This is a genomic window from Streptomyces sp. NPDC005070, from assembly GCF_053600395.1.
Window position 1 is genome coordinate 1 of record NZ_JBSFZS010000162.1, and the last position, 13,143, is coordinate 13,143.

At 70.8% G+C, this 13,143-nt stretch carries 14 protein-coding genes; 10 read left to right on the forward strand and 4 right to left on the reverse strand.

What is annotated here, in order from left to right; translation table 11 throughout:
• Positions 1–382: 382 nt before the first annotated feature.
• From deoC to ACWEBX_RS33430, 3 genes are read left to right on the forward strand one after another with little or no spacing between them, the layout of a single operon-like run.
• The gene (gene deoC, locus ACWEBX_RS33420) at positions 383–1,336 is read left to right on the forward strand and encodes a deoxyribose-phosphate aldolase (protein ID WP_451888530.1); all 954 of its coding nucleotides are present in this window, start codon (positions 383–385) and stop codon (positions 1,334–1,336) included.
• Positions 1,337–1,342: 6 nt separating this feature from the next.
• Entirely contained in the window at positions 1,343–2,800 is a 1,458-nt protein-coding gene (locus tag ACWEBX_RS33425) for an aldehyde dehydrogenase family protein (protein ID WP_451888520.1), read from the forward strand.
• Positions 2,801–3,706 carry an aldehyde dehydrogenase family protein gene (locus ACWEBX_RS33430; RefSeq protein ID WP_451888521.1) on the forward strand — a complete coding sequence of 302 codons (906 nt, stop codon included), beginning with the start codon at positions 2,801–2,803 and terminating at the stop codon, positions 3,704–3,706. It begins immediately after the preceding gene.
• 152 nt (positions 3,707–3,858) lie between these two features.
• Here ACWEBX_RS33430 and ACWEBX_RS33435 read toward each other — a convergent pair whose 3' ends face one another.
• Positions 3,859–4,266, reverse strand: coding sequence for a hypothetical protein (locus ACWEBX_RS33435; RefSeq protein ID WP_451888522.1), 408 nt, complete (start codon positions 4,264–4,266; stop codon positions 3,859–3,861).
• A gap of 266 nt (positions 4,267–4,532) precedes the next feature.
• Between ACWEBX_RS33435 and ACWEBX_RS33440 the strand changes: the two genes are divergently transcribed.
• The gene (locus ACWEBX_RS33440; RefSeq protein ID WP_384803459.1) at positions 4,533–5,180 is read left to right on the forward strand and encodes a uridine kinase family protein; all 648 of its coding nucleotides are present in this window, start codon (positions 4,533–4,535) and stop codon (positions 5,178–5,180) included.
• A gap of 230 nt (positions 5,181–5,410) precedes the next feature.
• Here ACWEBX_RS33440 and ACWEBX_RS33445 read toward each other — a convergent pair whose 3' ends face one another.
• Positions 5,411–6,205, reverse strand: a complete 795-nt coding sequence (locus ACWEBX_RS33445; RefSeq protein WP_451888523.1) for a SigE family RNA polymerase sigma factor — start codon at positions 6,203–6,205, stop codon at positions 5,411–5,413.
• Positions 6,206–6,501: 296 nt separating this feature from the next.
• On the opposite strand from ACWEBX_RS33445, the gene afsQ1 reads away from it, so the two are divergent.
• The 5 genes from afsQ1 (at position 6,502) to ACWEBX_RS33470 (ending at position 10,339) form a co-directional block, all read left to right on the forward strand.
• On the forward strand, positions 6,502–7,179 hold the full coding sequence (afsQ1, locus tag ACWEBX_RS33450) for a two-component system response regulator AfsQ1 (protein ID WP_037625670.1): 678 nt from the start codon (positions 6,502–6,504) through the stop codon (positions 7,177–7,179).
• Positions 7,176–8,759 carry a sensor histidine kinase gene (locus tag ACWEBX_RS33455; RefSeq protein ID WP_451888524.1) on the forward strand — a complete coding sequence of 528 codons (1,584 nt, stop codon included), beginning with the start codon at positions 7,176–7,178 and terminating at the stop codon, positions 8,757–8,759. Before afsQ1 ends, ACWEBX_RS33455 begins: the two co-directional genes overlap by 4 nt.
• Positions 8,756–9,406: a hypothetical protein gene (locus tag ACWEBX_RS33460; RefSeq protein WP_451888525.1), complete on the forward strand. Its 651-nt coding sequence runs from the start codon at positions 8,756–8,758 to the stop codon at positions 9,404–9,406. The genes ACWEBX_RS33455 and ACWEBX_RS33460 overlap by 4 nt, the downstream gene beginning before the upstream one ends.
• Positions 9,407–9,469: 63 nt before the next feature.
• Entirely contained in the window at positions 9,470–10,051 is a 582-nt protein-coding gene (locus tag ACWEBX_RS33465) for a VanZ family protein (RefSeq protein WP_451888526.1), read from the forward strand.
• Between the two features lie 84 nt (positions 10,052–10,135).
• Entirely contained in the window at positions 10,136–10,339 is a 204-nt protein-coding gene (locus tag ACWEBX_RS33470; RefSeq protein WP_326785877.1) for a PspC domain-containing protein, read from the forward strand.
• A 188-nt stretch (positions 10,340–10,527) separates the two neighbouring features.
• Here the strand turns inward: ACWEBX_RS33470 and ACWEBX_RS33475 are convergent, their stop codons facing one another.
• Together ACWEBX_RS33475 and ACWEBX_RS33480 are read right to left on the reverse strand one after the other, a co-directional pair.
• Positions 10,528–10,881, reverse strand: coding sequence for an ATP-binding protein (locus ACWEBX_RS33475; protein WP_451888527.1), 354 nt, complete (start codon positions 10,879–10,881; stop codon positions 10,528–10,530).
• 142 nt (positions 10,882–11,023) lie between these two features.
• A complete protein-coding gene (locus ACWEBX_RS33480; RefSeq protein WP_451888528.1) occupies positions 11,024–12,178 on the reverse strand; it encodes an adenosine deaminase in 1,155 nt (384 codons plus the stop codon).
• A 113-nt stretch (positions 12,179–12,291) separates the two neighbouring features.
• On the opposite strand from ACWEBX_RS33480, the gene ACWEBX_RS33485 reads away from it, so the two are divergent.
• The gene (locus tag ACWEBX_RS33485) at positions 12,292–13,053 is read left to right on the forward strand and encodes an alpha/beta hydrolase (protein WP_451888529.1); all 762 of its coding nucleotides are present in this window, start codon (positions 12,292–12,294) and stop codon (positions 13,051–13,053) included.
• Positions 13,054–13,143: the final 90 nt, after the last annotated feature.

The following is a 13,143-nucleotide window of genomic DNA, read 5'->3' on the forward strand; positions in this document are numbered from 1 at the left end:
GGGCCGTGCCGGTGCATCAGCCCGTCGCCGTTGGGTGAGGCGTGGGCGTCGGTGGCGACGGGCATCGATGTACCGGCACGGCCCCTCGCGTCCATTCCCGGCTGCGGGTGCGTCGTGGTCTGTCCAGATTTCAGCCCCGACGCGGGAGGATTCAGCCCCTCCGGCGTTTGAGGAGCGGGGTCCGGGGCCGGAGTCCCGGGTACGGGTCGGGTAGGGGCGGAGGGGGCGAAGGAACGCCGTTGCGAGGGGGGCGTGGGAGACCGTGACCGTGGCTCCCGGCCCGCCGGGGCAGAGCGGCACCCCGCCCCGGCGGGCAAAAATCCCCGGAAGACCCCGGGGCTGTACAAGCCGCTACGCGCGTAGATATGCTCGTCTGGTGACCATGCCCACCTCTGCACCTGCACACGCACTCGGCGACGTGACGGCGTCCGACAGCACGCTGCGCCGCTTCCTCCACGGGCTGCCCGGCGTCGACACGGTCGGCCTGGAGGCGCGCGCCGCCTCGCTCGGCACCCGTTCCATCAAGACCACCGCGAAGGCGTACGCCATCGACCTCGCCATCTCGATGGTCGACCTGACGACGCTGGAAGGCGCGGACACCCCGGGCAAGGTCCGGGCACTCGGCGCCAAGGCGGTCCTCCCGGACCCGACCGACCGCACGGCGCCCACCACGGCGGCGGTCTGTGTCTATCCCGACATGGTGGCCGTCGCGAAGGAGGCCGTCGCCGGCTCCGGGGTGAAGGTCGCCTCGGTCGCGACCGCGTTCCCGGCCGGCCGCGCCGCGCTCGACGTGAAGCTGGCCGACGTCCGTGACGCCGTCGCCGCGGGCGCCGACGAGATCGACATGGTCATCGACCGCGGGGCGTTCCTCGCGGGCAGATACTTGAAGGTGTACGACGAGATCGTCGCCGTGAAGGAGGCCTCGGGCGCCGCCCGCCTGAAGGTCATCTTCGAGACCGGCGAGCTGTCGACGTACGACAACATCCGGCGGGCGAGCTGGCTCGGCATGCTGGCCGGGGCCGACTTCATCAAGACGTCCACCGGCAAGGTGGCCGTGAACGCGACACCCGCGAACACGCTGCTGATGCTGGAGGCCGTCCGCGACTTCCGCGCCCAGACGGGCGTGCAGGTCGGTGTGAAGCCGGCCGGCGGCATCCGTACCACCAAGGACGCCGTCAAGTTCCTGGTCCTGGTGAACGAGACCGCGGGCGAGGACTGGCTGGACAACCACTGGTTCCGCTTCGGCGCGTCCTCGCTCCTGAACGACCTGCTGATGCAGCGCCAGAAGCTGGCCACCGGCCGCTACTCCGGCCCCGACTACGTGACGGTGGACTGATCCATCATGGCTTCCGCATTCGAATACGCACCGGCGCCCGAGTCCCGCTCCGTCGTCGACATCGCCCCCTCCTACGGCCTGTTCATCGACGGTGAGTTCACCGAGGCCGCCGAGGGCAAGGTCTTCAAGACCGTCTCCCCCTCCACCGAAGAGGTCCTCTCCGAGATCGCCCAGGCGGGCGAGGCGGACGTCGACCGCGCGGTGAAGGCGGCCCGCAAGGCGTTCGTGAAGTGGTCCGCGCTGCCGGGCTCCGAGCGCGCCAAGTACCTGTTCCGCATCGCGCGGATCATCCAGGAGCGCAGCCGCGAGCTGGCCGTCCTGGAGACGCTGGACAACGGCAAGCCGATCAAGGAGACCCGGGACGCCGACCTCCCCCTGGTCGCCGCGCACTTCTTCTACTACGCGGGCTGGGCCGACAAGCTCGACCACGCCGGCTTCGGCGCGAACCCGCGCCCGCTGGGCGTCGCGGGCCAGGTCATCCCCTGGAACTTCCCTCTGCTGATGCTGGCGTGGAAGATCGCCCCGGCTCTCGCGACCGGCAACACGGTCGTCCTCAAGCCCGCGGAGACCACGCCCCTGACGGCGCTGTTCTTCGCGGACATCTGCCGCCAGGCCGGTCTGCCCAAGGGTGTCGTCAACATCCTTCCCGGTTACGGCGACGCGGGCGCGGCCCTGGTCGCGCACCCGGACGTGGACAAGGTGGCCTTCACCGGCTCCACCGCCGTCGGCAAGGCGATCGCCCGCCAGATCGCGGGCTCGCACAAGAAGGTCACCCTCGAACTGGGCGGCAAGGGCGCCAACATCGTCTTCGACGACGCCCCGATCGACCAGGCCGTCGAGGGCATCGTCAGCGGCATCTTCTTCAACCAGGGCCAGGTCTGCTGCGCGGGTTCCCGGCTGCTGGTCCAGGAGTCGATCCACGAGGAGCTGCTCGACTCGCTCAAGCGCCGTCTGTCGACGCTGCGTCTGGGCGACCCGCTGGACAAGAACACGGACATCGGCGCGATCAACTCCGAGGAGCAGCTCTCGCGCATCACCTCGCTCGTCGAGCAGGGCGAGGCCGAGGGTGCCGAGCGCTGGTCCCCGGCCTGTGAGCTGCCCTCCTCCGGCTACTGGTTCGCCCCGACGCTGTTCACGAACGTCACCCAGGCGCACACCATCGCCCGTGACGAGATCTTCGGCCCGGTGCTGTCGGTCCTGACGTTCCGCACCCCGGACGAGGCGGTCGCCAAGGCCAACAACTCCCCGTACGGCCTCTCGGCGGGCATCTGGACCGAGAAGGGCTCCCGGATCCTCGCCGTGGCGAACAAGCTCCGCGCGGGCGTCGTCTGGTCCAACACGTTCAACAAGTTCGACCCGACCTCGCCGTTCGGCGGCTACAAGGAGTCGGGCTTCGGCCGCGAGGGCGGCCGTCACGGCCTGGAGGCGTACCTCGCCCCGTCTAGCCCGGAGGGCGAGCGATAAATGAGTGCAGCCGAGAAGTCCGAGCAGCAGCGTCTGAGCATCTTCAAGACCTACAAGCTGTACGTGGGCGGCAAGTTCCCGCGTTCCGAGAGCGGCCGGGTGTACGAGGTGAGCGACTCCAAGGGCAAGTGGCTGGCGAACGCTCCGCAGTCGAGCCGCAAGGACGCCCGTGACGCGGTCGTCGCGGCGCGCAAGGCGTTCGGCGGCTGGGCCGGAGCGACGGCGTACAACCGCGGGCAGGTCCTGTACCGCGTCGCCGAGATGCTGGAGGGCCGCAAGGAGCAGTTCGTCCGTGAGGTGGCCGACGCGGAGGGTCTGTCGAAGGCGAAGGCGGCGGCCGTCGTCGACGCGGCGATCGACCGCTGGGTCTGGTACGCGGGCTGGACCGACAAGATCGCCCAGGTCGTGGGCGGCGGCAACCCGGTCGCGGGCCCGTTCTTCAACCTGTCCTCCCCGGAGCCGACCGGTGTCGTCACCGTGCTCGCCCCGCAGGAGTCGTCGTTCCTCGGCCTGGTGTCGGTGATCGCCCCGGTGATCGCCACCGGCAACACGGTGATCGTGATCGCCAGCGAGAAGTCCCCGCTCCCGGCGCTGTCGCTGGGCGAGGTGCTGGCCACCTCCGACGTGCCCGGCGGTGTCGTGAACATCCTGTCCGGCCGGACCGCGGAGATCGCGGCCCCGCTGGCCGCGCACCAGGACGTCAACGCGATCGACCTGGCCGGCGCGGACGAGGTGCTGGCGAAGGAGCTGGAGATCGCGGCCGCGGACAACCTGAAGCGCGTTGTTCGTCCACAGGCTGTGGATTACGCGCGGACTCCCGGGACCGAGCGCCTGACGGCCTTCCTGGAGACGAAGACCGTCTGGCACCCGACGGGCTCCCTGGGCGCCTCGGGCTCGTCCTACTGAGCCCGAGCCCGCCGAGGCGGGCACGCTGAGACGTCGGGGCCCCGATCCGTGTCCCCGGGGCCCCGCGACACGAGAGAGCCGCGCTTCCCCTCCGTCCAGGGGAGCGCGGCTCTCTCATGCCCAGGGGCCGTCGTCGGCCCGTGCGGGAGATGTCAGTGGAGGAGTCCGGTCGCCTGGCCGACCACGGGCGTGCCGCCGATCGACTGCGCCTGCGCCACCGGCCCGGTGAGCGCCTTGGAGGTCAGCGGCTTGAAGTCCGCGACCTGGGTGCCCACGCCGTTGTCGAGCGGGTCCACACCGGTGCCGGCCAGCGGGTTGGGCTTGAGACCCTCGACGGGACCCGTGACATACCCCACGGTCCCGGTCAGCGCCTGGAGTCCCGCCTGCGGGTTGAGGTTGCCGAGCGAAGCGGGCCGGGTGTGTGCCGCGTCCACGGCGGGGGCCGTCTCCGCGAAGGCCGGGGTGGCCGCGGCCGCACCGGCGGCAACCACGCCGACCGTCGCGGCGATCCGCGCGGTCGTACGGGCCAGGGTGTTCCGCTGGGCTGCGTGTCGCGCCATCAGGTTTGTCCTCTTCGGCTAGCGGTGATGGAAGAACGGGGAGAAGGAAACGCGGAGTGCGATGTCCGCGACACGCAGAGTAGTTGACCTGGATCACGGCCGGGCGGTCCCCGCGATGGATTCGCCCCTGCGGGGCAACAGGCATATCAGCGCCACTCGTCACATCCGCCCGACATCCGTCCACACGTACGGCAAAGCCGGGGATAATGGCCGGGAGCCGTGCCGACGCGCGGCGCCGCCGGACCCGTCAGAGAAGGTACAGACCATTGGGTTCCCCCCTCCCGATACCCGCCCGCGTGGTGCTGCTCTGCGGCCCCTCCGGCTCCGGGAAGTCCCTTCTCTCCGCAGCCTCCGGGCTCCCCGTGCTCCGCCTCGACGACTTCTACAAAGAGGCCACGGACCCGACGCTGCCCCAGGTCGAGGGCAGCGAGGACATCGACTGGGACCACCCGCAGTCGTGGGACGCCGACACCGCCCTCGCCGCGATCGAGGAACTGTGCCGTACGGGACGTACGACCATCCCCGTCTACGACATCTCCCTGAGTGCCCGCACCGGGACCGAGGCCCTGGGCATCGACGGGGCACCGCTGTTCATCGCGGAGGGGATCTTCGCCGCCGAGATCGTCGGGCGCTGCCGCGAACTCGGCGTCCTCGCCGACGCGTTGTGCCTGTCCCGGGGCGCGGTCACCACGTTCCGGCGCCGATTCGTGCGGGATCTGAAGGAGGGCCGCAAGTCGGTGCCCTTCCTGCTGCGGCGCGGCTGGCGACTGATGCGCTCCGAGCGTTCCATCGTGGCGCGCCAGGCCGCCCTGGGCGCCCACCCCTGCGACCGGGACGAGGCACTCGGCCGGCTGAAGGCCGCGTCGGCCCCCTCGGCCGCACCGCGGGCGTCCGCCCCCACGGCGACCGCGTAACCGCCGGCTCGCCGAATAACCGAAGAAGGCCCAAACGAAAGAAGGTCCAAGCGGACCCCCGACCGCCTGGACCTTCTTCCGTTTCCCCCGTGGTCCCCCGTGACACGGTCGATTCCCCGTGACCCGTTTCCCCGTGACCCCGTTCGGCGTCGGCTCCCCCCGGAACCGACTCCCCGTCACCGGCTCCCCCCGGAGCCGGCCCCCGTGCTGTTACCGCTCCCCCGTGACCCTCAGGCGACAAGCTCCCCGAAGGACTCCTCCTCGTCACGGCCGAAGCTGAGGACCTCGTCCTCGCGCATCCGGCGGAGCGAGCGCCAGATGCTGGACTTCACCGTGCCGACACTGATGCCGAGGATCTCCGCGATCTCCGGGTCCGTGCGGCCCTCGTAGTACCGCAGGACCAGCATGGTGCGCTGGAGTTCGGGCAGCCGGGCCAGCGCCTGCCACAGGACCGCGCGCAGTTCGGTGCCGCGCATCGCGTCCGTGTCACCGGGCGTCTCCGGCAGTTCCTCGGTCGGGTACTCGTTCAGCTTGCGGCGGCGCCACGCGCTGATGTGCAGGTTCGTCATGGTGCGGCGGAGGTAGCCCCCGACCGCGGCCTTGTCGGTGATCCGGTCCCAGGCCCGGTACGTCGAGAACAGCGCGCTCTGCAGCAGGTCCTCGGCCTCGAAGCGGTCACCGGTCAGGTGGTAGGCGGTTGCGTACAGGGAGGCGCGGCGCTCCTGGACGTAGGCGGTGAAGGCCGCTTCGGCCTCCACACTCCCCGCCCCGGAACGACGCTCCCCCGAGCCCTCCCCGTACGTGGCTCCCCCGTGAGCCTTCCCCCCCGTCGTGCCCACGGCGGCAGGCGCCGTGGTGTTCTCCCCCGTGAAACCGTCAACCACCGTCATGTACGCGGTGTGCTGACGCCCGGCACCGCGAGCGCACCCCCGTCCGCTCACGACCCCGGACTTCTCCGTGGCCCGGGTGACGTCGTGGAGCCGCGTGACAACTGCGCTAGTGCTGGTGCTGTGCAGCGTGTTCATCTCGCGCCCCCCGTCGTGGAGTCCCGGATCTTCGGTTCGTTCCGTCGTGCGTCCTGCCTTGTGTCGAAAAGCTTGCCGGGCCCACTTCATGGCCGTGTCCGCCGACTGTCACAGACCTGTCACAGGGCCCGCTCCCAGGTGCGGCACAGCGCGATCACAGAGGAGAGCGGTACGACTACGCAGATGACCACTTGGGCCCCGGCGACCGCCCGCGAGACCCCTCGTTGGGGCAGGGAGTCGAGTGGGAGCGCTCCAACAGTCGATACACACGCATGACATGGGCCAGAATGACGTTCGTGCCTTCCCTGTTGCTGATCGAGGACGACGACGCCATCCGGACGGCCCTGGAGCTCTCTTTGACGCGCCAGGGACACCGGGTGGCCACCGCTGCCACCGGCGAGGACGGTCTGAAGCTGCTGCGCGAGCAGCGCCCGGATCTGATCGTGCTGGATGTGATGCTGCCCGGCATCGACGGATTCGAGGTGTGCCGGCGCATCCGGCGCACCGACCAGCTTCCGATCATCCTGCTGACCGCGCGCAGTGACGACATCGACGTCGTGGTCGGACTGGAGTCCGGCGCCGACGACTACGTCGTCAAGCCGGTGCAGGGCCGGGTGCTCGACGCCCGGATCCGTGCCGTGCTGCGCCGCGGCGAGCGGGAGGCGAACGACTCCGCGTCGTTCGGCTCGCTGGTCATCGACCGTGCCGCGATGACGGTCACCAAGAACGGTGAGGATCTGCAACTGACGCCCACCGAGCTGCGGTTGCTCCTGGAGCTGAGCCGCAGGCCCGGACAGGCCCTGTCCCGGCAGCAGTTGCTGCGCCTGGTGTGGGAGCACGACTATCTGGGCGACTCGCGTCTGGTCGATGCCTGTGTGCAGCGGCTGCGCGCGAAGGTGGAGGACGTGCCGTCCTCGCCCACCCTGATCCGTACCGTGCGCGGCGTCGGCTATCGGCTGGACAATCCTCAGTGACCAAACCGCAGGACAAGCTCCGCGGCTGGGCCGCGGCGCGCAAGGCGTTGCTGTCCGGTCTGCGCTTCACCAGTCTGCGGCTGCGGCTGGTCGTGGTGTTCGGACTCGTCGCGCTCACCGCCGCGGTGTCCGCTTCGGGCATCGCGTACTGGCTCAACCGCGAGGCCGTGCTGACACGTACCCAGGACGCGGTGCTGCGTGACTTCCAGCAGGAGATGCGCAACCACGCGAGCATGCTGCCCGTGCACCCGGCGCAGGACGAACTCCAGCGCACGGCCGGGCAGATGGCGAACAGCAGTCAGCGTTTCAGTGTGCTGCTGACCGCCGAGGCCGCCGACGGCAAGATGATCACCGGCAACTCCGAGCTGGACACGTTCACCCTGGAGGACGTACCGAAGTCCCTCCAGACGGCGGTGAACAAGCAGCAGCCGCTGACCTCGACCAACACGTCCGCGTACCACCTGTACTGGCAGCGGATCACCGAGCACGACAAGTCGTACCTCGTGGGCGGGGCCCGCGTGATCGACGGCAGCACGACCGGCTACATGCTCAAGTCCCTCGAGCCGGAGGCCAAGGACCTCAACTCCCTGGCCTGGTCGCTGGGGATCGCGACGGGGCTCGCGCTGATCGGCTCGGCGCTGCTCGCCCAGGCCGCCGCGACCACGGTCCTCAAGCCGGTGCACCGGCTGGGCATCGCGGCCCGCCGGCTCGGCGAGGGCAAGCTGGACACCCGGCTGCGGGTCTCCGGCACCGACGAACTCGCCGATCTGTCCCGGACGTTCAACCGGACGGCGGAGTCGCTGGAGAAGCGGGTCGCGGACATGAGCGCGCGGGACGAGGCGTCCCGCCGGTTCGTCGCCGACATGTCGCACGAACTGCGGACACCGCTCACCGCGATCACCGCCGTCACCGAGATCCTCGAAGAGGAACTGGACGCGGAGACCGGCAGTGTCGACCCGATGATCGAGCCGGCCGTACGGCTGGTCGTCAGCGAGACCCGGCGTCTGGGCGACCTCGTCGAGAACCTGATGGAGGTGACCCGCTTCGACGCGGGCACCGCCCGGCTCATCCTCGACGACGTGGACATCGCCGACCAGATCACCGCCTGCATCGACGCGCGCGCCTGGCTGGACGCCGTCGAGCTGGACGCCGAACGCGGCAGGATGGCGCGGCTCGACCCGCGCCGCCTCGACGTGATCCTGGCGAACCTGATCGGCAACGCGCTCAAGCACGGTGGTTCACCGGTGCGGGTGTCGGTGCGCGTGGAGGGCGAGGAACTGGTCATCGAGGTGCAGGACCACGGTCCCGGCATTCCCGAGGACGTCCTGCCGCATGTCTTCGACCGGTTCTACAAGGCCAGCGCGTCCCGCCCGCGCTCCGAGGGCAGTGGCCTCGGCCTCTCCATCGCCCTGGAGAACGCGCACATCCACGGCGGCGAGATCACCGCGGCGAACGCGCCCGAGGGCGGGGCGGTCTTCACGTTGCGCCTCCCCCGGGACCCGTCGGAACTGGACGCCGACCACCCGCGGGGCCGGGACGCCTCCGCGCACGGGAACGGCACGGAAGGCCCCACCGGATGACCCCCGCACACCCCACCGGCCCACGGACCCGCACCGCCTCCCGGGGGCGGGTGCTGCCCTGGCTGGCCGTTCCGCTGCTCGGCGTGCTGCTCGCGGGGTGCGGTATCCGTCCCACCCAGGTGCCCACCGACTTCGGTCCGGCGCCCTCCCGGGTGCCCTGCGCCCTCTCCGGCCCGGACATCACCACCCAGTCCTCGCACGGCGTGCCGGTCCAGGTCTTCCTGCTGTGCTCGGAACAACTGGTCACGGTCGACCGGTCGGTGCGCATCGCGGACGGTACGGCGGAGTCGGCGCGCCGGGTCCTGGTGGCCCAGGCGCTGCTGGACGAGCTCGCGGAGGCGCCCTCGACGCCCGAGGAGCAGGCCGGGTACACGACGGACGTACGCGGCGGCATGACGGTCGGCGGCCCCCACGACGGGGATCCCGAGGACACGCTGCGGCTGAGCACCCCGCCGCAGAACCTCACCAGGACGGCCCTCGCCCAGATCGTCTGCACCTTCTCGGACTCGGCCGCCGCGCGGGACGACGGCAGTGTCGTCCTGGGCGGTCCCGCCCCCTCGGGCCTGCGCAGCTACGAGTGCACCCCGGAGATGCGCGCCGCCCCGGGCGACACGGCCCCGACGTCGACGACTGTCCGGGGTTCGTAACGCTACGGGGCCGAAACCCATCGCAGCGGAACCGATCGTGCCGGACCCCGCGTCTTGGGGGGCGTGCAGCGTCATGGTTCAGAGGACGGCAGCGCCGTCACCCGCGTCCGTGTGGCAGGAGGTGTCCTCCTCGTCGCACACCTGGCGCTCGTCGCCTGGATCACGCTGCGGCCGCTGGACGTCCCCTGGGTGAGCGCCGCCAACCTGCGGCCCTTCGCGGGTATCAGAGCCGACCTCGCACTGGGCCCCGAGATGGCCGCCCGGCGTCTCGCCGCGGGCCTCGGCCTGCTCGCCCCGCTGGGCGTGCTGCTCCCGATGGCGGGGGGCAGGCTCGCCGTCTCCCCTCTCGGCTCGCTCCTGCGGACGACCGCCGCCGGCGTGCTGCTGTCGCTGGGCATAGAACTGCTCCAGACCGGGGTGCCGGGCCAGGTCGTGGACATCGACTCGATCATTCTGAACACCGTCGGCGTGGCGCTCGCGCATGTCGCGGTCGTACCAGCCCTCAGGGCCCGGTTCCGCCGCAGGGCCGAGACGCGGCGCCGCGCGGCCGTCCTCCGGGAGGACCTGGCTCAGGGTCGGACCCCGACGATTGCCAGGGTCGGGATCGCTCCCTGGAGCGAGGTGTCGCGCACGTCGTCCTCGTAGCGTTGAAGGCATCGGTGAAGGCACCGATGAGAACAACGAAGCCGGCCCCGCCGGCACTCGACGACGGTTCGCGAAGGAGCCACCATGACCGCCCTTGCCCGCCCCACGAACGGCCGCATGATCGGCGGAGTCTGTGCTGCGCTGGCACGGCGCTTCGGCACCTCGGCGACGACGATGCGCGTCGTCTTCGTCCTGTCCTGCCTGCTCCCCGGCCCGCAGTTCCTGCTCTACATAGCGCTGTGGATCCTCTTCCCGTCCGAGGACAAGGTCTCCCGCAACGCCTGGTGACCCGGGCGGGCACCCGGTGGCGGCCCGCGGACTCACGGCGAACGCCGGTGGGGCACACCCGAGAAGGGTGTGCCCCACCGGCGTTCGTGCGGCCGGAATCGGCACGGCCGCGACGCGCGCGGCGCGTCCGCGAACGGACGGAAGGCCCCGGGCTCGGACAGGCGAGGGCCTGCGTCCGGCCGCGAACGTCAGCCCAGCGGAATGCCGTTGACCGGCAGGCCGTGCGTGGGCAGCCCCTGCAGCGGCAGCCCCCCGAGCAGCCCGGCCACGGGCGCGGCCGGCCCGTTGGCGAGCAGCCGCGTGGCGGCGGGCTGCGCGGCGACCGCACCCGTGCCGAGGGCGCTCTGGCCCTGGGCGAGCGCCTGACCGGCACCGGGCAGCGCCGAGGCGACGTTCTCGGAGGGCAGCGTCTTGGTGACGCTGTCCAGTGCCGACGAGGCCTCCGGCACGGCCGGGGCGGCGTTCGCGGCGCCCGCGCCGACAGCGGCGAAAGCGGCGCCGAGAGCGGCGACACCGAGGGTCTTGGCAGCAGACTGCTTCATCAGGGATGCGTCCTTGGGATGGGTGAGACGGTAAGTGAGCGGTCCAGAACCGTAAACACGCGATCCGGCTCGCCGCAAACGTCGAAAAGCGGCCCAGTCATGGAGGAGAAGTGAAGACCCGGCCGCTTTCCGTTCGCCTCGGTCAGGCCTGCTCTCCCGAAGAACCGCTGGTGGAGGCCGTCTGCTGGAACAGCCATTCGGACTTCAATTCTGCATATCCGGGCTTGATCACGTCATTGATCATGGCCAGCCGTTCATCGAAAGGAATGAATGCTGACTTCATAGCATTGACCGAGAACCACTGCATGTCGTCGAGCGAGTAACCGAACGCCTCGACAAGGTGCTCGAATTCCCGGCTCATGCTCGTACCCGACATCAGACGGTTGTCGGTATTGACGGTGGCACGGAAATGCAGACGCCGCAGCAGCCCGATGGGGTGGGCCGCGTACGAGTCGGCGGCGCCGGTCTGGAGGTTGGAGCTGGGGCACAGCTCCAGCGGGATGCGCTTGTCGCGGACGTACGAGGCGAGCCGGCCGAGCTCCACCGAGCCGTCCTCGCGCACCTGGATGTCGTCGATGATGCGGACGCCGTGCCCGAGCCGGTCGGCGCCGCACCACTGGAGCGCCTGCCAGATGGACGGCAGGCCGAACGCCTCGCCGGCGTGGATCGTGAAGTGGTTGTTCTCGCGCTTGAGGTACTCGAAGGCGTCGAGGTGCCGGGTGGGCGGGAACCCGGCCTCGGCGCCCGCGATGTCGAAGCCGACGACGCCCGAGTCGCGGTAGCGGTTGGCGAGTTCGGCGATCTCCAGGGCGCGGGCCGCGTGCCGCATCGCGGTCAGCAGGGCACCGATCCGGATGCGGTGGCCGTTCTCCCGGGCCAGCCGTTCCCCTTCCCGGAAGCCCTCGTTGACCGCCTCGACGACCTCTTCGAGGCTGAGCCCGCCCTCCAGGTGCTGCTCGGGCGCGTACCGCACCTCGGCGTAGACGACGCCGTCCTCGGCGAGGTCCTCGGCGCACTCGGCGGCGACCCGCACCAGGGCCTCGCGGGTCTGCATGACGGCGCAGGTGTGGGCGAAGGTCTCCAGGTACCGCTCCAGCGAACCGGAGTCGGCGGCCTCGCGGAACCAGAGCCCGAGCTTGCCGGGATCGGTCTCGGGGAGGTTCGAATAGCCCGTCTCACGGGCGAGTTCGACGATCGTGCCGGGGCGCAGGCCCCCGTCGAGGTGATCGTGCAGCAGGACCTTGGGCGCCCGGCGGATCTGCTCCGAGCTCGGGGTGTTCCGGATCTGGCTCGTCATTTTCGCACTGTAGCCCCTACGCGCGTAGATCTCCTGTTGTGCGCATCCGTCGATATGTAACGGTGACCGTGCGGACGGGTGGCGTACACCCTTGCTTCTGACACTGTTCTGTCATGGCACAGCAAGCGACGCCGGTTCGCAGGGCCCGGCTGGGGAGGGCGCTCGGCCCCGAGCCGACGGCGGTCAGCGGAGTTGTTCTGCTGCTGCCGGGCGGCGAGGAGACCTCGTCCCGAAGACCCTCACCGATGATGGCGACCGCCTCCGTACGCGCGCTCGGGCGCCGGCTGACCCGCGCGGGACGCGCGGAAGGCCTGGTCGGCCATGTGGTGCACTACCGGGTCCGCGGCTGGAACGGCACCGAGGCCCAGCTCGCGGCCGACGCGTCCTGGGCCGCGGACGAGGTCGTCCGCCGCTACGGCGACGTGCCCGTGTGTCTGGCCGGCGTCGACATGGGCGGCCGGGCGGCGCTGCGCGCGGGCGGGCACGCGGCCGTCAACTCCGTGCTGGCGCTGGCACCCTGGCTGCCGGAGGAGGACGTCGCGGCGCCACCCGAACCGGTGAAACAGCTCGCGGGGCGGCGCGTGCTGATCGTGCACGGCACCAACGACGCGCGTACCGACCCGGAGTTGTCCTTCCGGCTCGCGGCGCGCGCGAAGAAGGCCAACCGCGGCATCTGCCGCTTCGAGGTCCACTCGGACGGGCACGCGCTGCACCAGCACCGGCACGAAGTCCTCGCCCTCGCCGAGGACTTCGTGATGGGTTCGCTGTTCGGCCACTCCTACTCCCGCCCGGTCGAGGACGCCTTCGCCGCACCGCCGCCGCTCGGGCTGCGGATGCCGCTGGCGGCGGGCTTCGGGCAGTCGTTGCGCCGCTAGTGCCGCGGCAGGCAACGTTTGCCCGTCAAGGAGCGGCGCCCGGTGCGTGCTCTCGGTGTGCCGGCCGGAAGTCCTCGTACTGGATGTACT